This is a genomic window from Halobacteriovorax sp. RT-1-1 (assembly GCF_047085455.1).
Lineage (GTDB): Bacteria > Bdellovibrionota > Bacteriovoracia > Bacteriovoracales > Bacteriovoracaceae > Halobacteriovorax_A.
This window is the reverse complement of record NZ_JBKIXZ010000001.1, coordinates 2,061,204-2,082,476: the sequence shown is the minus strand read 5'-3', so window position 1 is coordinate 2,082,476 and position 21,273 is coordinate 2,061,204. Positions and strand designations below refer to the sequence as shown.

The 21,273-nt window shown below is 37.7% G+C and carries 16 protein-coding genes; 8 read left to right on the top strand and 8 right to left on the bottom strand.

The features are described from left to right. Positions 1-117 precede the first annotated feature (117 nt). The 5 genes from ACMAWV_RS10085 to hemB are packed head-to-tail and all read left to right on the top strand — an operon-like array spanning position 118 to position 7,434. Positions 118-4,737 carry a hypothetical protein gene (locus tag ACMAWV_RS10085; protein WP_412462509.1) on the top strand — a complete coding sequence of 1,540 codons (4,620 nt, stop codon included), beginning with the start codon at positions 118-120 and terminating at the stop codon, positions 4,735-4,737. Positions 4,738-4,779: 42 nt separating this feature from the next. Further along, entirely contained in the window at positions 4,780-5,685 is a 906-nt protein-coding gene (locus ACMAWV_RS10080) for a ParA family protein (RefSeq protein WP_103216996.1), read from the top strand. A gap of 30 nt (positions 5,686-5,715) precedes the next feature. After that, entirely contained in the window at positions 5,716-5,967 is a 252-nt protein-coding gene (locus ACMAWV_RS10075; RefSeq protein WP_103216997.1) for a hypothetical protein, read from the top strand. Positions 5,968-6,009: 42 nt separating this feature from the next. Next, positions 6,010-6,441 carry a SufE family protein gene (locus tag ACMAWV_RS10070; protein ID WP_103216998.1) on the top strand — a complete coding sequence of 144 codons (432 nt, stop codon included), beginning with the start codon at positions 6,010-6,012 and terminating at the stop codon, positions 6,439-6,441. Positions 6,442-6,444: 3 nt separating this feature from the next. Beyond that, a complete protein-coding gene (hemB, locus tag ACMAWV_RS10065) occupies positions 6,445-7,434 on the top strand; it encodes a porphobilinogen synthase (RefSeq protein ID WP_103216999.1) in 990 nt (329 codons plus the stop codon). A 203-nt stretch (positions 7,435-7,637) separates the two neighbouring features. Here the strand turns inward: hemB and ACMAWV_RS10060 are convergent, their stop codons facing one another. Then, a complete protein-coding gene (locus ACMAWV_RS10060; protein WP_103217000.1) occupies positions 7,638-7,928 on the bottom strand; it encodes a (2Fe-2S) ferredoxin domain-containing protein in 291 nt (96 codons plus the stop codon). Positions 7,929-7,978: 50 nt separating this feature from the next. Between ACMAWV_RS10060 and ACMAWV_RS10055 the strand changes: the two genes are divergently transcribed. Both ACMAWV_RS10055 and ACMAWV_RS10050 read left to right on the top strand, forming a co-directional pair. Continuing rightward, positions 7,979-9,382, top strand: coding sequence for a hypothetical protein (locus tag ACMAWV_RS10055; protein WP_412469443.1), 1,404 nt, complete (start codon positions 7,979-7,981; stop codon positions 9,380-9,382). A gap of 9 nt (positions 9,383-9,391) precedes the next feature. After that, a complete protein-coding gene (locus tag ACMAWV_RS10050) occupies positions 9,392-11,698 on the top strand; it encodes a penicillin acylase family protein (protein ID WP_412469444.1) in 2,307 nt (768 codons plus the stop codon). 4 nt (positions 11,699-11,702) lie between these two features. Here the strand turns inward: ACMAWV_RS10050 and ACMAWV_RS10045 are convergent, their stop codons facing one another. Then, a complete protein-coding gene (locus ACMAWV_RS10045) occupies positions 11,703-13,415 on the bottom strand; it encodes a mechanosensitive ion channel family protein (protein WP_412469445.1) in 1,713 nt (570 codons plus the stop codon). 138 nt (positions 13,416-13,553) lie between these two features. Here ACMAWV_RS10045 and ACMAWV_RS10040 point away from each other — a divergent pair, with 138 nt between their 5' ends. Further along, the gene (locus tag ACMAWV_RS10040) at positions 13,554-15,917 is read left to right on the top strand and encodes an ATP-dependent Clp protease ATP-binding subunit (RefSeq protein ID WP_412469446.1); all 2,364 of its coding nucleotides are present in this window, start codon (positions 13,554-13,556) and stop codon (positions 15,915-15,917) included. Positions 15,918-15,921: 4 nt separating this feature from the next. Here the strand turns inward: ACMAWV_RS10040 and ACMAWV_RS10035 are convergent, their stop codons facing one another. The 6 genes from ACMAWV_RS10035 to ACMAWV_RS10010 form a co-directional block, all read right to left on the bottom strand. Beyond that, positions 15,922-16,953, bottom strand: coding sequence for a peptidogalycan biosysnthesis protein (locus ACMAWV_RS10035; protein WP_412462514.1), 1,032 nt, complete (start codon positions 16,951-16,953; stop codon positions 15,922-15,924). A 1-nt stretch (position 16,954) separates the two neighbouring features. After that, positions 16,955-17,599 carry a DsbA family protein gene (locus ACMAWV_RS10030; RefSeq protein ID WP_233189690.1) on the bottom strand — a complete coding sequence of 215 codons (645 nt, stop codon included), beginning with the start codon at positions 17,597-17,599 and terminating at the stop codon, positions 16,955-16,957. Further along, the gene (locus ACMAWV_RS10025; RefSeq protein ID WP_103217559.1) at positions 17,583-18,023 is read right to left on the bottom strand and encodes a disulfide oxidoreductase; all 441 of its coding nucleotides are present in this window, start codon (positions 18,021-18,023) and stop codon (positions 17,583-17,585) included. Before ACMAWV_RS10025 ends, ACMAWV_RS10030 begins: the two co-directional genes overlap by 17 nt. Positions 18,024-18,117: 94 nt before the next feature. Further along, entirely contained in the window at positions 18,118-19,107 is a 990-nt protein-coding gene (locus tag ACMAWV_RS10020) for a ParB/RepB/Spo0J family partition protein (RefSeq protein ID WP_103217006.1), read from the bottom strand. An 89-nt stretch (positions 19,108-19,196) separates the two neighbouring features. Then, positions 19,197-19,976 (bottom strand): SDR family NAD(P)-dependent oxidoreductase, encoded by a 780-nt coding sequence (locus tag ACMAWV_RS10015; RefSeq protein WP_103217007.1) that lies wholly within the window; start codon positions 19,974-19,976, stop codon positions 19,197-19,199. Beyond that, the gene (locus ACMAWV_RS10010; RefSeq protein ID WP_392992202.1) at positions 19,957-21,225 is read right to left on the bottom strand and encodes a methyltransferase; all 1,269 of its coding nucleotides are present in this window, start codon (positions 21,223-21,225) and stop codon (positions 19,957-19,959) included. The genes ACMAWV_RS10015 and ACMAWV_RS10010 overlap by 20 nt, the downstream gene beginning before the upstream one ends. Positions 21,226-21,273 lie beyond the last annotated feature (48 nt).

The following is a 21,273-nucleotide window of genomic DNA, read 5'->3' as shown; positions in this document are numbered from 1 at the left end:
TATAGAGGCGGGATCAGCTATCTTCTATAATATTGAAATAACATAAGTGTTTGTTTGTCTTTATTTAAAGTTAAGAAATATTTTGGCGATAAGTTATTGGGATACTTGGGAAAGATAATGAATCGTTTACTTTTATTTACAATATTTTTAAGTGCTTTCATCGGTTGTACACCGCAGATGAATTCTTTGAAGCAGGCAAGCTGTGATGATGGACACTATTTCGATGAGATCACAAGAAGTTGTGTTCTAGATGTATCTCCCAAAGCTCCAGTTATCACGACAACTTCAGTCTCTATGATGGAAGATGCGCTTAAGACAAGTTTTCCAATCTCTTTTACTGATCAAAATGGGGGAATCCCAACTTCATGTACGATCGTCAATAGCTCTTCAGGCCTTAATCAATCGATTACAATTGGATCAATGACTTTTGAAAGAGTTAATACTTGGCAAAATGCAATTAACTATGCTGATCTATATATTGAACTTGTGGATAATCCTTCTGTTATTGCAGGATCAGAACTTGTTTCAATTGCAACAAATACAATCACAGTACAAATTGATTCTGGATTTTCAACTTCACTTCAAATTACGAATGCTATAAATTCTAGTTCATTGATTAACCCAATTATCGTGGCCTCAATTACTGGGCCTAACACAACAGAGAGTCCAACTCCTGGAATAAAAATGTTAGGTGCTACTTGTGAATGTATTAGTGGTACTTGTTCAATGGATATTGAACCATCACGCCATATTAATGGTTCATCATATATTGATTTCTATATCAGTGATGATGATGGTGATAGTGCCGTTTCAAGATTATATGTTGATGTGACAAATGTTGATCAATCACCAAGTGTTGCTGCAACAAGGTCTGCGACAGTAAGCGAAGATGACTTAATTACTTTTGTTTTTGATAGTGAAGTAAATGAAATTCCAGTTTCTGGATATTTTGATTATGATGGAGACTTTGCAACTTTCTGTAGTGCTAACTCAATTCATGCAAGTGTCCAAAACTCATCAATTTCATGTAACTGTTCGCTAGGTAAGTGTACTTTAGCCTTTAGAGCAAATACTGATTACTTTAATGCTTCTTCAGAGGCCATGGTTGAGTATCAAATCTATGCAAATGGAAAGTACTCTAATACTGGTGTTGCTTCTGCAAGAATTGTTGAAGTCGATGATGAGCCTGTTGCTGCTAATATTATCACTGTTACAGTGGATGAAGATAGCACAGGAACGCCAGGTGCCCAAACTGCCGTTGGTTTTTACTTTCCAACTGCATCAGATGATTCTTATATGGGATTTCCAAGTTCAGATCTCCGTTATAAATTTAAAAATTTAACAAATTATTCAGATATCCAAGGTTCATGTACAGGTGCTCCTGGAGATAACTTTCATGCTAATAGTGTTGATGATGCCACTTATTGTAATCTCTACTTCGATGGAGATGCTAATGGTGTCTATACAGTAGAATATCAAATTTCTGACTCACCATTACCTTTAACGAGTATGGCAGATTTCCATACAACAGGTTATATCAATGTTGTTATCAATGCTAAGAATGATCCGCCAGTTGTTGCAGGTGGGCCATTTACGCATACAATGAATGAGTCTTCTGATTGGAATAGCGTAAGTGAAACGATTTCATTAGGTAGTGTTTCTGATGTCGATAATACAACATCGACTCTTACTGTTTATTTTATCGATGGTAGCGGAAGTCGTATTAATACGATGGCCGGACAAAGCTCTGTCTCAGGAACAGAGGGGACAATTAAGGATTGTGCAATTTCTTCAGGTGGTGCAATTACATGTTTATACGAAACCCTCAATGGTAATAGCGCTAATACGCTAGGTACACCTGATGATTTCCAATTTGTTGTAAGAGATTCAAGTAATGCGGAGTCTGTTGTTCAAACACTTGATGTTGTTGTTCTTGAAACATCTGATGCACCTGTTATTTGTAATTATTCTGTATATAATCGCCGCGCTGGACGTACCGAGTGTGGTGTAAATAACTGTATTGGAAATGGAGCACCTAGCTTCAATCCTACGTCACACGTAAGTAATGACCCTGTCATTTATTTTGATCGCACAAACGGCCTATGTTATGAATCAATTGATACAGACGAGTGGTCAGTGGCTTCTAATAACGGTACTCAAAACGCTAGTTACATGAGTGATGTTATCGTTGGTGAAAAAGAAGATATTATTATTGATAATGTTATTATTAGTGAAGGTGGAAGTATCAATGAAGCTTCTCAAACAGTAACGATTGAAAATGTTGTTTCAACTAATAATGTACTGATTCAGCCAATGAATATTCAGTTTTTAAAAGATACTGATCTAGATGGTGAATATAGTGAAGCCGGAGATCTTGCTGCTGTAAATGGTGCTATGGCAAGTGGTGTAATTGATAATGGAATTTCTATTAATGAAATTCTAAGAATAAAAATGATCCCAACGGCATCTCAATTTGGTGAGACAACGATTTCATTTGATCTTGTGGATAATGGAACTGGATCACCGAGAACTTCTGTTTCTTTCAAAGTTAGAGTTGAGCCGCAGACAGTTGCTCATCATGGTTGGGCAGATGTAAAGGCCCTTGGTACAAAGGTTAACCATTTTGGAATTCGTGTTGAATCAAACTTTACTTGTTCACATTCTCTTACTAAGTGTGACGGTGGAAAAGAGTGTTATGGAACGGTTGCTCCAAACACATCAAATGTAAAACCTGATTCTGCTGGTGCTATTTACCGTACGGCAGGAAATCTTTGTTATTATTCAACTGGAACGACTTCAAGTGATTGGGTACTAATTAATAAGTCTGTTGCATGTAATATCTCAGAGGTTAATCGCGACTACACAACTGATGGACTTTTAGAAGATACGACAACAACTTGTGATGATCTTGGAAGTGCAAGTTGTATTGGTGATGTAACATATGATTCAGGTGATGCTAGCTCTGTAAGTGTTGTTTTCAATTCTCAAACTGAGACATTACTTGCAAGTGATAATAACGGAAAATTCTTATTTAATACTGCTTATCAGGCAACTACTGGTCAGGATTGTTTTTATTCAGATGGATCAAATTGGATTCCTTATCATGGTACTTCTAGAGTGAACCTTGAATGGGAGAATTTCACTGTCGGTACTTCTGGAGCAATTCAAGGCTACAATGTATATCGTAAGAAGGCCGGCCCTCTTTATACGTTTAATTATAGCAATCCACTAAATAGAGAACTTATTACTTCGTCAAATACATATGTTGATAACGGTGAGAACTCGCGTTTAGCTCCTGTTCCAAACCACACTTATGTTTATGAAGTTAGACCAGTTCTTAGCTACACTAATCAGCTAGGGGATAATGAATCTCTAGAGATTACAACTAATAATAATGTTGCAAAACTAACTGTGGTTGCACCTCAAGAAAACTTTGCATTTGTACATCGCTGGATGGTTAATAAGAAGGCGTGTGAGATGATGCATTCTGATTCGTTTATCGATAGTAACTATGTATGTGAGTATAAAGGCTTTGGTGATACTGCCTCAGCTCTTGGAACGATTGGTTCTGTCTATGACTTTGGTAAGGACTTACTTGTACCTCGTTTTGAAATGGGATGCCCTTATTCAAAAACAAGCTGTGATACAACTGATGGACAGTGTGTGGCCCAAAATCTTGGAGCCTATGATGGTCCTGACGGGTCAATCTTCTATGAAAGATCAACTGGTACTTGTTATGTTAAAAACGGAACTTGGCAAAACTTTTCAACTCAGACTTTAGACTCTGCTGTTGCATTCCAGTCGTTCTTGCCACCATTAACTAATATTACTAACTCTAGTGCTGTTAATGCATGTACAACACTAACTGGCGCTCCAACGATCGTTGGTTATGGTGCTGCTACTACTTATAAGCTGCCAACTCGTGATGAGCAAATTGCTTATAGTGCATGGGATGTTAGAGCGACTTCTGATGCTAATGTTGAAGTTGTGGAAAGAGGACTTGCGCTTAATTCTTCAAGTAAGTGTAATGCTTCATTAGCAAGTGGGCTTGAGTCTTCGTTCATGGATATTGATAACTTAAGCTCATCAGATATTCATACAATTCCTGGAACAAATTCTTCAGGAATTCGCTCTTTGCATACAGGTTCTGTATTCACGCAAGATTGTACATCTGCCTTTGGTGTTCAAGATGCTGTAGGAAACGTTTCTGAGATTTCTAATACGGCCTATAGCTTCAATGCTAATATTTATTCTTTTGCTTCAATTGTTTCAACTAAAGCTGATATCTATGGTGGGACAGGTGATTATCTGATGGATTCACTCATTGGGCCATGTAATGACTCTGATGGCGACAATGATTGTGACCTAGAGCTTGAAAGTCATTTATTTGAAAATGTTTCTGATTATAGTGCAAGATATTTTAACTATGTTTTCGGTATTCCTATTTCAAATGCAGCAAAAGCTACTGAAGATGCTATGCCAGGAAGTGTTATTAATGATTATACTCTAAGAATCGGATCGACTGCTGGTATCACTAACTCACAACTTCACGATGATGAGATCTTTAGAATCTTTGACAATACTGGTGGAGTTAACGGAAGTATGGCAAGTGGTGGTGATTATTCAAGTCTTTCGGGTGCTGGCGTGTACGCATTTGAGTTTCTTCCAGATACTGAGGCAAGTAGTCGAATTGGTCTGCGTTGTGTTATCGAACTTGATCCAAATCAGTATGACTAATTGGTACCCACTTCTAAATTTATGATATAATCTTTAAGCATCATGACAATGAATGATTCTTGGGAGAAGGTTATGTTCTTTGGTCGCAATCGCACAAATACTTTAGAAGATTTAGGTAAAGGAAAGATAATATCTTTTCTTAATCAAAAGGGTGGGGTTGGTAAAACAACAATGTGTTTTAATACTGCCCATGCCTTGGCCCAGAAAGGTCACAAAGTTCTTGTTATTGATATGGACCCTCAAGCGAATATGAGTTACTTGTTTGGTCATGAAGAAAGTAGAGAGAGTATTAGTATTTTCAATCTGCTTCTTAATTCAATTAAAGAACTTAAGCATCTGCATTCTTCAACGATTTTCGAAAAAGTTGTTTTCAAGTCCGAGTTAGGTGTTGATCTACTTCCGGCGGCCCAAGAATTATCTGGATTTGAATTATGTGTCGCTGCCATTAATTCTCCAAGACAAACAATTCTAAAAAAATATGTAGAACAAGCGGGATTAAGAAAACGCTACGATTATATTCTTATTGATTGTCCACCAACTCTTGGGCTTTTAGTTGTTAATAGTATTTGCGTCAGTGATGGAGTGATTGTTCCATTTAGACCAGATGATTTTTCAATGAAGGGGCTAGAGCATTTTTATGGGATGTTATCAGACATAGAAGATATGGATATAGTGAAGCTTCCAGAGATCATCACTCATATTCCGAATCTAATGGATACGAGACGTAAGCAAGAAGAGAGTGATCTTGATGAGATTAAGGAACTGATTCGTAAAGTAACTGGAGATGACCGCTTCATTGCTCCATTCTTTAATAAGGCCCAAATCGTGAAATCACAGGCCGCTAAGAAGTCAATTTATGCTTATAATTCTAAGGAATATCAGCCGCTTCATGAACAATTTAATAAAATCGCAAATTTAATTGATTCGTGGAATGATTCGACTTTATAACTATAGTTAAGAGACAAAAAAGGAGCTTTCGTGGCCACTATTAAGAACCCATTATATGTTGTAACAAACGAAGGACGTGACGTGGAAGGTGTCGCTACTTATATCGAATTACTAGTCAAGAAATTTGGTTTGCAGCCGTATCTTGATATACTGGACTCAATGATTGCGATGCTAACAAATCAGGTTGGAAATTACGGCTTTTTCATTGCCCTTCAAAACTTTATTGACCACATTGCCGCTCAAATTGAAAAAGTAGTGGAGTTTGCTTCACGCATTATCTAAAAAATGCTAGACTCCGACTCATATTGACTTAAGGAGTTCATTTTGCAAATACAAGAAAGAGTTGACGCACTTATTTCAGAATTTAATGGATTTGGTGATTGGGAAGATCGCTACATGCACATCATTTCTCGCGGGAAACAGATGGAGTCCCTACCTGAAGATTTACAACAAGAAGAATATAAAGTTAAAGGATGCCAGTCTCAAGTTTGGCTAATTCCAGAGCTTAAAGATGGAAAAGTTTTTTTTCGTGCCGATAGTGATGCGGCCATCGTAAAGGGGATTGTTTCAATTCTAGTTGGTGTCTACTCAGATGCTACACCTGATGAAATTCTCGCAACTAAGCCTGACTTCTTAGATACTATTGGTCTTCGCCAGCACTTATCAATGTCTCGTGCGAATGGACTTTCAAGTATGATCAAGCAAATTTCAATGTATGCCCTTGCTTATAAAACTAAAATTCAAATGGGATTATAATCTATGTATTTAAATAATATTCGTCCAAGAAGAAATAGAAAGAATCACGCCATGAGATCTCTAATGCGTGAAACAACGCTAACAGTAGATGATCTGATTATGCCACTTTTTATCGTTGGTGGAGAAAATCAAACGATTCCTGTAACTTCAATGCCTGGGATTAATCGCTACTCACGCGATCTAATTGTAAAGGAAGTGAAAGAGCTTTGGAACCTTGGCATTAAATGCGTTTCTCTTTTTCCTGCGCTTGATGATTCTATTAAAGACCGTTTTGCAACAGAATCAAAGAATCCAAATGGGCTTCTACAAAAAACAATCAAAGATATTAAAAACGCATGTCCTGATATGCTTATCATGACTGACGTTGCCATGGACCCATACTCAAGTGATGGTCATGATGGACTTGTTTGTGAAAAAACAGGTGAGATCTTAAATGATGAAACTCTGGATATTCTAGCAGGGATGGCACTTGCTCAGGCCCAAGCGGGAAGTGATATCATTGGTCCTTCTGATATGATGGATGGACGAATTGCAGTTATCCGCGATGCCCTTGATGGTGAAGGTTTCTCAAATACACAAATTATGTCGTATACGGCCAAGTATGCTTCAGCCTTCTATGGGCCTTTCAGAGACGCTCTGGATAGTGCTCCTAAAGCAGGTGATAAGAAGACTTATCAGATGGATCCGGCCAATGCTATCGAAGCTCTACGTGAGATTGAGCTTGATGAAGCAGAGGGGGCAGATATCTTAATGGTTAAGCCAGGTATTAGCTATCTAGATATCATTGCTAAAATGAAAGAGCGCACTAATCTACCTGTTGCCGCTTATAATGTATCTGGTGAATATGCCATGGTTAAAGCAGCAGCTCAAAATGGCTGGGTTGATGGTGATGCCGTAGCAATGGAGATGCTTACGAGCTTTAAGCGCGCTGGATGCGATATGATTTTAACGTATTTCGCTAAAGAAGTGGCCGTTCAATTTGCCAAAAACTAAATTTATTTGACCTTAATAGGGATGTAGGCCTTAGCTCTTTTCTCGCGGGCCTGCTTCTCTTTCACTGAAGCAATTCCAACTAAAATACCAACGATAATAACAGGAATCCACATAATCACTCCTTGGTTCCTTTCCTAAGGAAATTATATCATTATTATCGGATAATATTTGATAAAACTAAGTCAATTTTTTGTGAACTTACTCTAAATGCTTGAATCTACGTAGTCTTTTAGGCTCTGGGCCGACTCTTTAGTGCCATCTTTAAACCACTTTGCCTCTGGATAACTGACAATATGGATACCTTCACGGCATTTTCCAAGGCAGTCGCTTGAAGTAACTCTAACGACACCTTTTCCATATTTTTCGTTGAAATATGTCTTTAACTCGCTCTTTAATGCCATGGCATCATCAAGCATAGGGCAATCATTCTTCTTACAGCTCTTGCAAATAAAGATGTGTTTTTTAAAGAGATTCGTGTCGTGTTCTTTTGCCATATAGAGTCCTAAGCTGTTATTATAATTAAAAAATTTTAAGGATTTATACTATGGATTTTTGCCAAATTCTATCAGCAAAACAAAAAGCATTACAAATTAATTTAGATAATAAAATTTACGGCAGTTTCGCAGAAATTGGTGCAGGACAAGAAGTTGCTCGTGAGTTCTTTAGAGCTGGCGGTGCAGCGGGGACTGTTGCTAAGACGATGTCTGCTTATGATATGCAAATTTCGGATGCTATTTACGGTGTCGAGACATCTGGACGTTATGTTTCTCAAGGACGTCTACATACGATGTTAGAGACAGAATTTACAAAAATGTACAAGCGTCTTAAAGATCAAAGAGAAGAGGGAACAAAATTCTTTTGCTTTGCTGATACTGTTGCAGCAAAAAGTTACTCTGGTCGCGGAGAGTGTCATGGTTGGCTTGGTGTACGTTTCCAACATCAAGCAGGGGCAGCTCCTTCTGATTTAATCATTCACGTTAATATGCTTGATCAAGAAAATCTTCAGCAACAAGAGGCCATTGGTTTTCTTGGTGTGAATATGATCCACAGCTGTTTTTATAATTCAAATGATTCATCTCATCTTGTTTCATCTCTAATGGATAACTTATCTGCTAGTCGTCTTAAGATTGATATGATTGACGTTAAAGGTCCGGCCTTTGATGGAGTTGATCCTCGTATTCTTTCTTTAGAACTTGTTAAGAGAAAGTTTACTTCTGCTGTTATGTTTGATGAGAATGGTAAAGTTGTTCAAATCAAAGATTACTTATATCGAAAGCCACTTGTTGTTTTAAGAGGCTCTTTTAGGCCGCCAACAAAGGGAAATGTTGATGCGCTTAAAGTAGGGCGTGAGCTTTTATGCACAAGTGAGAAGTGTGAGAATATTGTGACTCTTTCTGAGATCTCAATGTCAAAATTACTTTCTCGTTCATCTTCAATTGATAACGCTGATTTTTTAGCTCGTGTTGATTTACTTGCAAAAATTAAGCAAAAAGTTTTAATTACAAACTTCGCTTCTTACTTCGAACTCAATCAGTTCTTACAGCCAATTGCTAAGAATCAAATTGCATTTATTACTAACACTTATAATTTAAATGAGATTTTAAATATCAAGCATTATGAGGATACTTCATTTGGGATCCTAGGTGGATTAGGTGAATTATTTGGCCTTAATACTAAATTATATCTTTATCCATGTGCAGATGATAATGATGCAAAAAATCGCCTAAGCTTTGCTGATGTAACTTATGACAAGTCTCTTGAGTTTCTTGTTAAGTATCTTCGTGAAAATAAGTTAATTGTCGATCTTGAAGGTTATGATCATGAAGCATCAGGAATCTGGTCTCGTACAGTTATTGAGATGATCTCAAGCGGCGAGAGCGGCTGGGAAAAAATGCTTCCAGAAGAAGTTGTTGAATTAGTTAAGAGTAATAATTTATTTAAAAATTAAGAGAACATCATGAAAAAGATTCTAAGTATTATTGCAGGCCTTCTTATATTAATCATAGCAAGCGTCTACTTTATGCTATTGGGATCTTTTCCAGTAATGCATGGTAGTCTTAAAGTTGATGGCCTAAATGGTCTCACTAAGATCTATCGTGATCATGAAGGAGTTGTTCATATCGAAGCAGACTCTCGTCACGATATGAATTATGCTCTAGGCTTTTCAATGGCCGGTGATCGAAGCTTTCAATATGAGCTAATTAGTCGTGCTGGCCAGGGAAGACTTGCAGAAATTCTTGGGCCAGATCTTGTCGCTGTTGATAAATTATTTCGTACTTTAAACTCTAAGTATATTCGTGATGGCATCTTGGCCTCTCTTGATCCGGTTGTGAGAAAAGATCTTGAGTCTTTTATGGCCGGCTATAACTACTATCTTGAAAATAATGTTAGGCCGATTGAATTTTTCTTACTGGGAATAAAGCCTAAGAAAATTGATATCGAAGATATCTATGGTGTCTTCGTTTACTTAAATTATAGCTTTTCGCCATTTATGAGAAATGAAGTTGCTTATCAAAATATTATGGCAAATGTTAAGCATCGTGATTTTAAGTATCTCTTTGCTAATAATGAGGTTGATTTCTCTAAGCGTGTAAGACGTGTCGTTGATGCAAGCTTTATTGACTACGAATCATTATTAAAAGGAATTGGTACTTTTACTGGCTCAAATGCTTGGGCGATCTCTGGAAAGAAGACGAAGTCTGGAAAACCAATCCTAGCAAGTGATCCGCATATCAATTTTTCTGCACCTAATATTTGGTATGAAGCAAATATTAAGAATAAGGAAGAGGGCTTTCATATGTATGGCCACTTCCTACCACTTATTCCATTTCCGGCCATGGGCCACAATCGAAAACTTGGTTGGGGATTAACTATTAGTTACACAGATGATGTTGATCTTTATCAGTTAGAAGATGATTTTGAAATTGTACGAGTTGAAGACTCTTTGATTAAAGTGAAGGGAGAAGAGTCAATCGATTTCCAAATCAAGTGGAGTAAGAAGGGTCCTGTTGTTAATGAAATCGTTCAGGCCGTAAACAAAGACGCAAAGAATATTGCGGCCCACTTCAGTTTCTTTCAAGAAGGTAACAAGCCTATTGAGGGATTTTATGGTCTTGGCCGTGCAAAAAACTTTGAAGAGATAAAGAAGGCCACAAGTATCGTTAAGTCACCTGGCCTTAATATTGTCTATGCGGATGCTGATGGGAATGTGGCAAGACTTATCATGGGGGATAGTTACAAAAGATCACATCCATTTGAATCAGATCTTGTTCAAACACCTGATCGCAAGATTCTAGGGGTCTATACATTTGATGAGAAACCTCATGAGATTAATCCTGAAAATGGTTTTGTTGTTTCCGCTAATGATGCACCAAAGACAATGAAAAGTGGTATCTATCACCGTGGTGGTTGGCATTCAGATAATCGCTATAATACTATTTTAAAGTCACTTGAGCTTCGAGATAATTGGGATATGGATTCTCAAAAGATGGTTCAAACTGCAAGCTTCAGTACGAATAATCGTAGGATGCAAAAAATTATTAATAATGCGCTAAAGAAATATCCAATGACTGCTCTTGAAGAAGAAGCCTTAAAATTCTTTATGGATTGGAAAGGTCATTCTCGCAAAGAACAGGTTGGACCGACAATATTTCATGAAACAAATATGCGTATTCGTAAGCTTCTAATGGATGAGATGGGTGAGGACTACGTTAAGTATTGTAAGGCCATTAACTCTTGGATTTATTATTACCGCTTACTTGAAATGCCAGATAACTCTTGGTGGGATATTGAAAAGACTGCACCAATTGAAGATCGTGACCAGGTCATTTCAATGGCATTTAAAGAGGCCGTGAACTATCTAAAGCAAGAGCTTGGAGATGATGTCAGCAAGTGGCGCTGGGGACTTATTCATCAGCTAACAATGCCTCACCCATTTGGAAAAAATGAGTTTCTTGCGAAAATATTCAATCAGGGCCCATATGAGGCCAACGGATCTATCAATAGTATCAACCATATTCGTCGTGTCTCATGTGAAGCAGGACACACTCCGGTGACAGGACCAAGTACTCGTCGACTAATTGACTTTGCTAATGTCGATATTTCTTACGGTATCCTTCCATTAGGAAACTCTGGGCATATGCTTTCTCCTTATTATGATAATCAGAGAGAACGCTTTATGAATGATGAGTATCGTACACAAATCTTTAGTTTTGATTTAATGAAGAAATCAGGCCCTAAAGTCTTAACTCTAAGGCCATTATAGAAGTTTATTTAAGTCTAAATTGTGAAGAGCGATTAGGTGCATTCCACCTATCGCTCACAAGCTCACTTGCAACCTGCTGAGAACGACTGAAGTCCACATTTTCTGGCGCATAAGTTACGCCTGGGTCTTGTTGAACGTGAAGAGTTTGGGTCGGGAAGGCAAAGTTAATACCATGCTTCTTGGCCGCTCTTAAAATATCTAATAAGAATTTATGCTTTTCATTTAATTCGTCATCCCAACTTGGAACTTCCCAAAACATATAGACAAGAATATTTAGAGAGCTTGCTCCCATTGAATTAAAATATACTTGGAAGTTATCCTTTCTTGTCATTGGATGAGCAACGATAATCTGACGGATACTCTCACAAAAGTTTTCAATCTTTTCTGGAGGAGTCGCGTAATCGATACCTAGAGTTGTATTAAAGCGACGATATCTTCTGCGTCCAAGGTTGTCGATATTGGCATTGATAAGGTTTCCGTTTGGAACTGATAGCAGGGAGTTGTGAAATGTTCTGATACGAGTTGAGCGCATACCAACTTCTTCAACAATACCTTCGATATCATTATTAATCTTTACCCAATCTCCAATTGTGAATGGGTTATCAAAGAGAACTGTAAATGAACCAAATAGGTTAGAGATTGTATCCTTGGCAGCAAGAGCGAAGGCGATACCACCAATCCCCATACCTGCAAGAATTGATTTCATATCTAGCTCGAGTGCATCTCCAATGAAGATGATTCCAACTGCGTAAATAAAAAATCTGGCAGTCTTTCTGATAAGTGGAACGACAATATCATCAAATTTATTTTCTGTTTCACGTGCCTTGTCCTCTAGATAGAGACAAATGACAGTGAGAAGTTGATTTAGGATAAATACCACTGAGATTGCCATGACAATATCACAGGCCTTAACGACAAGAACGAGTGCATCTGCAGGGAGATCAATCCATGTTGCTAGCGTTTGAAACACATAGGCAAAAGCAAGACTACCAAAAGGAGAGGTTAGTCTATTTTGTTGCTTCTCTGTAAAAGTGATATTTCTTTTCTTTAAAATTGAAATTGTTTTTGCTGCAATATAGTAGCGAATGATTCGGTCAACGATAAAGCTTAAAAGAGTAATTACAAGAAGCAGAATCCAGTGAATATTTAAAAGCAGAAAGCGCTGATGAAATGTCCATGCTGGAAGGTATTCTTTTAATCGATCCTTAGGGGATTGGCTGTAAACGACATCCTTAGCAACTTTTTTACCTTTAAGAGAGAGGTCATAGAAGCGAAGGGAGTTCATCGTCTCCTTTGTAAATAGCCACACCATCTTATCGCCACGTTGTACTTGGCGAATTGATATCTCAACATTGTGATCTTTATTTTCTACTTGGACGACTTCTTTACGGTAGTACCAAACTCCATCATCTACCTTTCGTGGGATCTTCTTTACATCTATATATTCAATACGATCAAAAATAGTGATTAGAGTTCGTGAGAAATCTTTAAGCTTAAAATCTTTTACTGTCTCTGGAATATGGCGGCCATCAAGCGCAAGTATTGCTTGATCGAGCCCTCTTTCATTTCCAAGCTTGTAGGCCTTCATTGACTTTAAAAAATAATTCATCGTCGATCGTGGTGAGCTTAGATCAAGAGGTGGTAGTTTTTGGGCAAATACCTGTGCCTTTAAAATTAAAACTAGGATTAGAAAAATCTGAAGAAAAAATTTATTCATAATAATCTCATTTATTTCGAAAAAAATATTTTGGTTACCTTGACAATTATAAAACACGTCCCATCTTTATAGTAGAAGGGGAAAAATACCTCATAATTTTAGGTGTTTATACCCATAAAATTGCGTGGAGGAATTTTTATGAATAAGTACGATTCAATCGTTGCAGGCAGTCTCGATATTGCCCAATCTCTTCTTATGGAAAAGAAGAATACTCAACTATCTGAGTGGCACCTTGCTTACGGGCTGGTGAAAAATCCTTCTTCTTTTTCATCAAGAGCACTAAAGAATAAATTAAAAGATATTAAGGCCGAAGTTGAGCGCTTACCTCAAGCTTCTCAAGAAGTTTCACTTGATAATGTTAGACCAACTGCTGGCCTAAGTAAGTGGCTAACATTGGCATCTTCCAATGCTATTCAATCAGGCCGTCAGGAAGTAACAGAAACTGATCTTCTAAAGCATATTGTGACAACCCTCTCCAGTCTCAATATCGATCCGAATGTCTTTAACTCTGCTATGAATGAAGACGAAGAAGAGGTTCCTGCCTTCCTGACGAACCTGAATGAAATGGCCCAAGAAGGCAAGCTTGATCCTGTCATCGGTCGCTCTAAAGAGATTCGTGCCGTGATGGAAATCCTAGGACGTCGTGGAAAGAATAACCCTGTTTTAGTTGGGCCGGCCGGTGTTGGTAAAACAGCTATCGTTGAAGGCCTTGCTGAAATGATTGTTAAAGGGACTGTCGCCGATGTACTAGAAGGTAAAACTGTCTATGCCCTTGATATGGGGGCCTTGATGGCCGGAACAAAATTTCGTGGTGAATTTGAAGACCGTCTACAAAAGCTTTTAAAGTATATTAAGCAAAATGCGGCCACTTCAATCCTATTTATCGATGAGATACACCAATTAGTTGGTGCTGGTAAGACAGATGGTGCGATGGATGCGGCCAATCTTTTAAAGCCAGCTCTAGCAAGAGGTGAGCTAAATTGTATTGGTGCAACGACTGATGAAGAATATCAAAAGTATATTCTAGGTGATAGTGCACTTGAGAGGCGCTTTCGTGCGGTACCTGTAAATGAGCCTTCAAAAGAAGATGCAATTGAAATATTAATGGGTATCCGTGAGAAGCTAGAAATCCACCATGGAATTAAGATCTCTGATGATGCAATTTATAACTCTGTCATTTTATCTGATCAGTATATTACGGATAAGAACCTTCCTGATAAGGCAATTGACTTAGTTGATGAAGCAGCAAGTGCTCTTAAACTTTCTGCCGAAGCTATGCCTGCTAAGCTGGTTGAATTAGAAGCGGATATTCGTTCTAAGAAAGTTAATATGCAGATTGATAAGGATAATGAAAAGCTTGCTAAGGAAGTCGAAGAGTTAGAAAAAACTTTCAATGCACAAAAAAGTACATGGGAAGAAGAAGTTCTTTCTCTTAAAAGAGTCTCCGAGCTAAAGAATCAGCGCGATCGCTTAAATTTTGAGCTTGAGGCAGCTGAAAGAAATCAGGACTATGAAAAGGCATCAATGATTAAATATTCTCAACTTCCTGAAGTTGAAAAAGAACTAGAAGCTTGCCATCATGATTGGGTTCTAGCGACAAAGGATATTGCACTTGTGATCTCAAGACAAAAAGGGATTCCTGTTGAGAAAATCCTTAAATCTAAACAAGCGCAAATTTTACAGCTTGAAGGATTCTTAAAGTCTCGTGTTTACGGACAAGAGGAAGCCTTGACTGAAATAGCTGATACAATTGTGTCGGCCCACGCTGGTCTTACTGACCCTTCTCGACCACTAGGTTCATTCCTCCTAAAAGGTCCTAGTGGTGTGGGAAAGACGGAAACAGCAAAGGCCCTTTGTGAGTTCTTGTTTGATACACAAGATAACTTAATTCGCTTTGACCTCTCAGAGTTTAGTGAAAAACACTCTGTGAGTAAGCTCATTGGAGCGGCCCCTGGTTATATTGGTTATGAAGAGGGTGGTGTTCTAACTGAAGCAGTAAGACGTCACCCTTATTCAGTGATCCTATTTGATGAAATTGAAAAGGCCCATCATGATTTTGGCGATATCTTGTTACAGATTCTTGACGATGGAAGGCTCACAGATAACAAAGGTCGCACGATTGATTTTAAAAATACGATTATTCTTGTCACTACAAATGCGAAAGAAGTAGAAACGGCATTTAAACCAGAAGTTTTGGGTCGTCTTGATGCTGTTCTGACATACAATGCTCTTGATCGCTCAATTATGAACTCGCTAATTGATAAGCAAGTACGCTTACTTAACTCGAGACTTCTTGGACGTAAACTTAAAGTTGATCTATCTGAAAGTGTACGTGCGAAACTTAATGAGCAAGGGTATAGCGAAGCCTATGGAGCAAGACCTCTGGCATCAATCTTTAACAGACTCGTTACTAGGCCTTTATCAAAAGAGATAATGGCACATGACCTAGAAGAAAAAGACTTAAAGATTGATTATAAAGATTCTCAGTTTACAATTAATTAAAAACTTAGGGACTACTTTTGAAAGGAAGTAGTCCCTTTAAATCCTCATGATATTTTTTCACACTCAAGTTTTGATTATGTACATGATTGGCAATCGCTTCATGTAATTGTACATTTTTTAAATGGTGCCATGACTCAATCTCTACTGGCCTAAAGCCACGATAGAGCTTTTGTTCTCCTTGAGCACCAGCTTCAAAGATCGCTAGGTTATTTTCAATCGTATACTCAATTGCTTTGTAGTAACACATTTCAAAGTGGAGAAATTCGAAATTGTGTTGGTGTAGTGGGTGAATTCCCCAGTAGCGTCCGTAGAGTTTTGTTTCAGATTCAAAAAAGAGCGCCATTGCAATAATTGAGTCTTCTTTATAGGCGAGGTGAAAAAAACAATTATCTAGTGTGTTTAAACCTAAGAAGAATGCAAGTGTAAGATAGGCGTAAGCCGATTTCTTATCAATTGTTGTTAGATATAAACCATAAATTTGCTTAAGCTCATCTGATGAAAGCTCTTTAGCGAAAACTTTTTTTATCTCAATATCGTAAGAGTGACAGGCCTTGCGCTCTTTCTTAATACTCTTTCTTTTATTCTTTTTAAGTTTAGAAAGATAGTCGTCAAACGATTCGAATTCGTTAATAAAATGATACTGTGTTGTGATTTGCTTAAAAAAGCCAAGCTCCTTAAGTTCAAGATAGCTCTCATCTGTAAAGTAGTAGTGCTCACTTGATAGCTCGAGTCCTTGATACATATCAAAAGACTTCGTTAGAAGTTTACTATCAAATTCTTGAGTGAATTTACTATTATTTACTGGTGTAAAAGGGATGGCATGAATTAGTTTTGGGTAGTATTCAATTCCCATACGGTGATAAAGATCTGCCCAGGCCCAATCAAAGATATATTCACCATAGCTGTGAGATTTTATATAGGAGATGAGTTGATTATTTTCTCCCTCAATGTGGACAGGCTCCCAGCCTCTTTGAGGGCATGCACTCCCACTATCTTCAATTAATTTTAGAAAGTGGGAGTTGGCAAATGTATGCATGTTATTTATTTAATTCTTCTCGGATCTGTAATTCAAGTTGTTGGTAGCTAAAGCGCTCTAGTGGCTTGCCGTTGATAAAAAATGTTGGTGTACCACGAACTCCAAGGGCCTTACCGTCTTCAGCATCTTGTCTAATCCATTCCATAAACTTTGGATCATGCATATCACTCTTAATTTTGTCGATATCTAAATCAAGAGTTGTAAGGTAGTTCCAAATAAGATCTGGTCTCGGGTTATGATGATTTCCCCATGCTGGCTGACTTTTAAATAATAGATCAAGTGTTTCCCAATACTTTCCTTGTTTTCTTGCGGCTTCTAAAATTGAGATTGCATATGCAGAGTTCTTATGAAATGCAGCGTAGCGAACGACTAGTTTTACCTTTCCTTCATATTTATTCATGATTTCTTTTACATATGGAGAAAACGCACGACATGATTCACATTCCGGATCTAGAAATTCTACGAGAACAACTTTTGCATTATCTGGTCCCATTGATGGAGAGTAATCACGTACAAATAGCTTGTGGTTTTCATTGGCCATAAAGCCTAGTTTAGCCGCCTGCTGTTTCTTGTAAAATGTTGCACTAATAGCAAATACTGCAATAACTGTAATAATCGCAGCTATGATCTTATGACTTTTTTGCATTTAAAAATTCCTTGTTGTTATAAATTTCTAATAAGAATAGTGATAATAAAATTGTAAAAGCAAAGAATGCCAGCATTGGGATTGAGATGAAACCAAACCAATTAATCCATTTTTCTGAACACGGCACACCACTAACACATGGGCTAGCGCTTTCAGGAATGACTTTAAGCTGGACAAGATTGTGATAAATCGAAATGAGCCAGCCTGCAAAAATGAATGGTGCACTATAAAGTATGCTGCGCTTATCATCTTGATAGAAGCCAATTAATAATATGGCCGCAAGAGGATACATTGCAATTCTTTGCCACCAACAAAGTGCACATGGAACAAATTCCATGATCACACTAAAAAATAGCGAGCCAGCTGTTGCAAGTACTGCAACAATCCACATAATGAAGAGAGTGTTTTCTTTGATTAATTTCATGACAATAATCATAACGAAACTTTAAACAGATGACCAAGTAATTCGTCATCTGCTTAAAGCGTTATATTGTCAATTTTTTGTAAAGTGGTTTTTATTAAAGAGAATATTCAGGATTGAACTCTTGTTGTCCTTCTTCAAGCACAACTGTAGGCTCCGCCACGATATCTTCATCTTGTACTTCTACAGAAGATGTATGATTTGATGTCGTTCCCATGTTAAAAAAGCGCTCAAGATTTTCTTGCATCTTTCTAAGCTCTTTCATAATTGAGTCTGCTTCTTTACCTTCATAAGTTAATTCTTCTAAAAGAATTCGAGTAAGGTTCTTATTCATTCTCTTTGATAGGTTTCTTAGGTGTGCGTATTCAGCTGGTAATGGCTCCATTGTCTCCATTTCCTGTTCTGCTTCTTGAACTCCACCTCGTTTAGCAGCTGCAACGATTTGCTTTACTTCTTTTACTGTCTTATCTGCAATCATTGGAAGAACGCTATCTTGCACTTCCTTGTCTAATTTGATGATTTCATTTGTTACACTTGCATTGATGTGACCAAGCTGGCGTGCTTTCTTAACATGTTCTGAAGCAAGAGCATCTCTTTTGATTGCTCCTTTAATAACACTCTTTGAAAGACCAGTCTTTTGTGCAGTAATGGCAGCAAATGAATCTTGATCTTGCTCTTCTTTAGCTTTTTCCAGCTTCTTCTCTTCTGTTGTTGTTGCGATTACATCAACTTCAATCTTAGTCGCTGTCGGATTAAGCTCTTCAAAGATTTCGCGCCCACGATTAAGGCACTTTTCAAATTCAAGTTTATCAAGTGGTCTTCTCACTAAGTTTTCATCAATTGAAATAAGTTCTTGCTCAAGGCTTTGTCTATCAACTACGTGAACAGGAATCTCTTCAATACCGAGTTCTTTGAGTGCTTGATATCTTCTAGCACCTGCTAGTAATTCATTATCTTTATTAATTGTTAGAGGATTAATTAGACCAATATTTTCGATACTGATTTTTAATGTATCAACATCAGTATTTGTTCTTAGGTATTCACTATTAAGTTTAATATCATTGATATTAACAGTCGTTGTTTGCATGGAGTCCTCTTAATTTTCAAAAATTTGTGTGTTGTGTGGGCCCTAGTTTAATAGGGAAATGTATATCTGACTAGAGGTGTAAGGTATTTTTAGTAACCACGCCCTGTGTTGACGCGCTCAATTATTCTCAGTGTAAGTGTGTGAGGTATAGTGGTTAATAGGGTTTTGAAGATTTTGTTTAGAAAACCTGGGACAATATAAAATTTGTTTTTGCTAAGTGCGCCTATCGTCTCATTCACCACTTGCTCTGATGAAATACCACTGAAGTGCTGCTTTTCGGCCTTGCCTTGGTTAATTCGAAATTGAGTGTAAACAAGTCCAGGGCAAACTGAAATAACTTGTTTGTTTGTCCCGCTAAGATCTCTTCCTAGGGCCAAGCTAAATGAATGAATCATGCTCTTTGAGGCCGCATAGACACTTTGTCTTGGAACAGGGAAGAAGGCATAGAGTGAAGCGATATTGATTATTTTAAGTTCTTCTTTTTGCTGTAAAAAGTGATGGCTTAAGCGCATTGGTACTTCGACATGTACTCTTTGCATGCTTACTTGTTTTTCAATATCTGTTTCAGGATATTTTCCAGCTACTCCAAAGCCTGCATTATTAACAAGGTATGACAAAGGTTCTTTGATCTTAGAGATTACGTATTCACAAGCTTCACTTTCGCACAGATCCTTAATAATGATCTCACAATTTACTTGGTATTTCTCTCGGTACTCTTTAGCATTTTGATCGAGAAGAGTAAGGTTTCGGCCATGAAGATAGAGGTCGTATCCAAGAGAGGCAAAATAGTCAGCAAAGGCCTTACCCATACCTGTTGTTGCGCCCGTGATAAGTACTGTCTTTTTATCTCTATGATTGCTTACGTTCATGATACCAAATTCCAATATTTCGAGGGGACTCTACTTCATTGAAGAATGCCATTAGTTTTGCTTCTTTGCCTCGCTCTTGTAACATGATAGCACGATCATAGAGAAGGTAAAGCTCAAGAGCACGGCCAAACTGCCAGCGAACAATATTGGCAAAGAAGAGCTTTTCTAATAACTCTTGATTTTTTGCATAGAGTTCATCAAGTTGCTGTGCTGTTAAATTAATTGGAATATTGTTTTCTGTTAGCTTTGAAATAGCGTATTCACTAAAGGATTTAGCATAGAGTCTTTTATGAGCATCACCAATTGAGATCACATCAATATCACTTCCTAGTACACTATCAATGTAGATTTGAAGGCAATAGCGATAGTTCTTAACTTTTTTCTTTTGCTCGAATTCTTCGAGGCTCATGCTTTGATGGCCGCGAGTTGCCAAAGTTAAGCTATTACTCTCAAGCTCTAGTGGCCCAATTTCTTTTGCATAATTTGAAATATTAATATGCTTACTTGGTTCAAGTTTATTATAGCAACAACCAAAATTTAGAAGTCCACGAGTTTGATTTCTACTTGCCACCTGCATATGCTTAACCGCAAGAGAGCCACAAGTGTGAAGTCCTAGGGAGAAAGAGTCATTACAAAAAATACGCGCATTCTCATCTCCATCAAGATCAATACTAAAATCATGATTGATGAAGTTTACGTCCTTTGCCAGGTCTGGCCTTGGATACTTTTTTAAACGATTTTTTCCAATTTCTTGAAATTCACTATTAATATCAAGACTGATCATTTCCATGCCAAAGTAGTGGGCAAGGGTGCGCGAAAGATGACCAACACCACCGCCAATATCAACAGTATGCTTAAAATCGCCTTCCTTATTTCTAAGTTTCTTAAGAAAATTTGCAATGATTAAAATTTCGTCTTGCTTCTTTCCCTTAACTTTATTAAATGCCCAACTCGGAAGCTCATCCACGCCGCGAATGAGTTCTTCATCCACCGTTTCATAAACTTCATTTTCTCTAAGAGAGCATAGTAAAGTTTTTAAGGGGCCATCTTCTAATTTCGAGTAATCGCGAAGACAGTCCATCTCATAGAGTTCTTCGTGAGTAAGCTTTTTTAGAGGTGTGAGGAATTCTTCAGGATACAGCTCGTCGATTTCTCCAGCGCGCCATGCTTGGAGAACTTCTCTTTGCCATAGCTTAGTGTATGGCCTTAAAATAGTGGCAAGATTTAAAAAAAGCTGCTGATAATTCATGCACAGCAATGTAGCACTTTTATCCATATTTTGGAAGGTAATAGTCAT

Excerpts from the sequence above, each read along its gene's own strand:
- ACMAWV_RS10060 (WP_103217000.1), bottom strand. The coding sequence starts at position 7,928 with ATGGCAAAAGAACACGACACGAATCTCTTTAAAAAACACATCTTTATT.
- ACMAWV_RS10040 (WP_412469446.1), top strand. The coding sequence starts at position 13,554 with ATGAATAAGTACGATTCAATCGTTGCAGGCAGTCTCGATATTGCCCAA.
- ACMAWV_RS10010 (WP_392992202.1), bottom strand. The coding sequence starts at position 21,225 with ATGAATTATCAGCAGCTTTTTTTAAATCTTGCCACTATTTTAAGGCCA.
- ACMAWV_RS10015 (WP_103217007.1), bottom strand. The coding sequence starts at position 19,976 with ATGAACGTAAGCAATCATAGAGATAAAAAGACAGTACTTATCACGGGC.
- ACMAWV_RS10080 (WP_103216996.1), top strand. The coding sequence starts at position 4,780 with ATGACAATGAATGATTCTTGGGAGAAGGTTATGTTCTTTGGTCGCAAT.
- ACMAWV_RS10050 (WP_412469444.1), top strand. The coding sequence starts at position 9,392 with ATGAAAAAGATTCTAAGTATTATTGCAGGCCTTCTTATATTAATCATA.
- ACMAWV_RS10055 (WP_412469443.1), top strand. The coding sequence starts at position 7,979 with ATGGATTTTTGCCAAATTCTATCAGCAAAACAAAAAGCATTACAAATT.
- ACMAWV_RS10045 (WP_412469445.1), bottom strand. The coding sequence starts at position 13,415 with ATGAATAAATTTTTTCTTCAGATTTTTCTAATCCTAGTTTTAATTTTA.
- ACMAWV_RS10085 (WP_412462509.1), top strand. The coding sequence starts at position 118 with ATGAATCGTTTACTTTTATTTACAATATTTTTAAGTGCTTTCATCGGT.
- hemB (WP_103216999.1), top strand. The coding sequence starts at position 6,445 with ATGTATTTAAATAATATTCGTCCAAGAAGAAATAGAAAGAATCACGCC.
- ACMAWV_RS10025 (WP_103217559.1), bottom strand. The coding sequence starts at position 18,023 with ATGAAATTAATCAAAGAAAACACTCTCTTCATTATGTGGATTGTTGCA.
- ACMAWV_RS10035 (WP_412462514.1), bottom strand. The coding sequence starts at position 16,953 with ATGCATACATTTGCCAACTCCCACTTTCTAAAATTAATTGAAGATAGT.
- ACMAWV_RS10030 (WP_233189690.1), bottom strand. The coding sequence starts at position 17,599 with ATGCAAAAAAGTCATAAGATCATAGCTGCGATTATTACAGTTATTGCA.
- ACMAWV_RS10020 (WP_103217006.1), bottom strand. The coding sequence starts at position 19,107 with ATGCAAACAACGACTGTTAATATCAATGATATTAAACTTAATAGTGAA.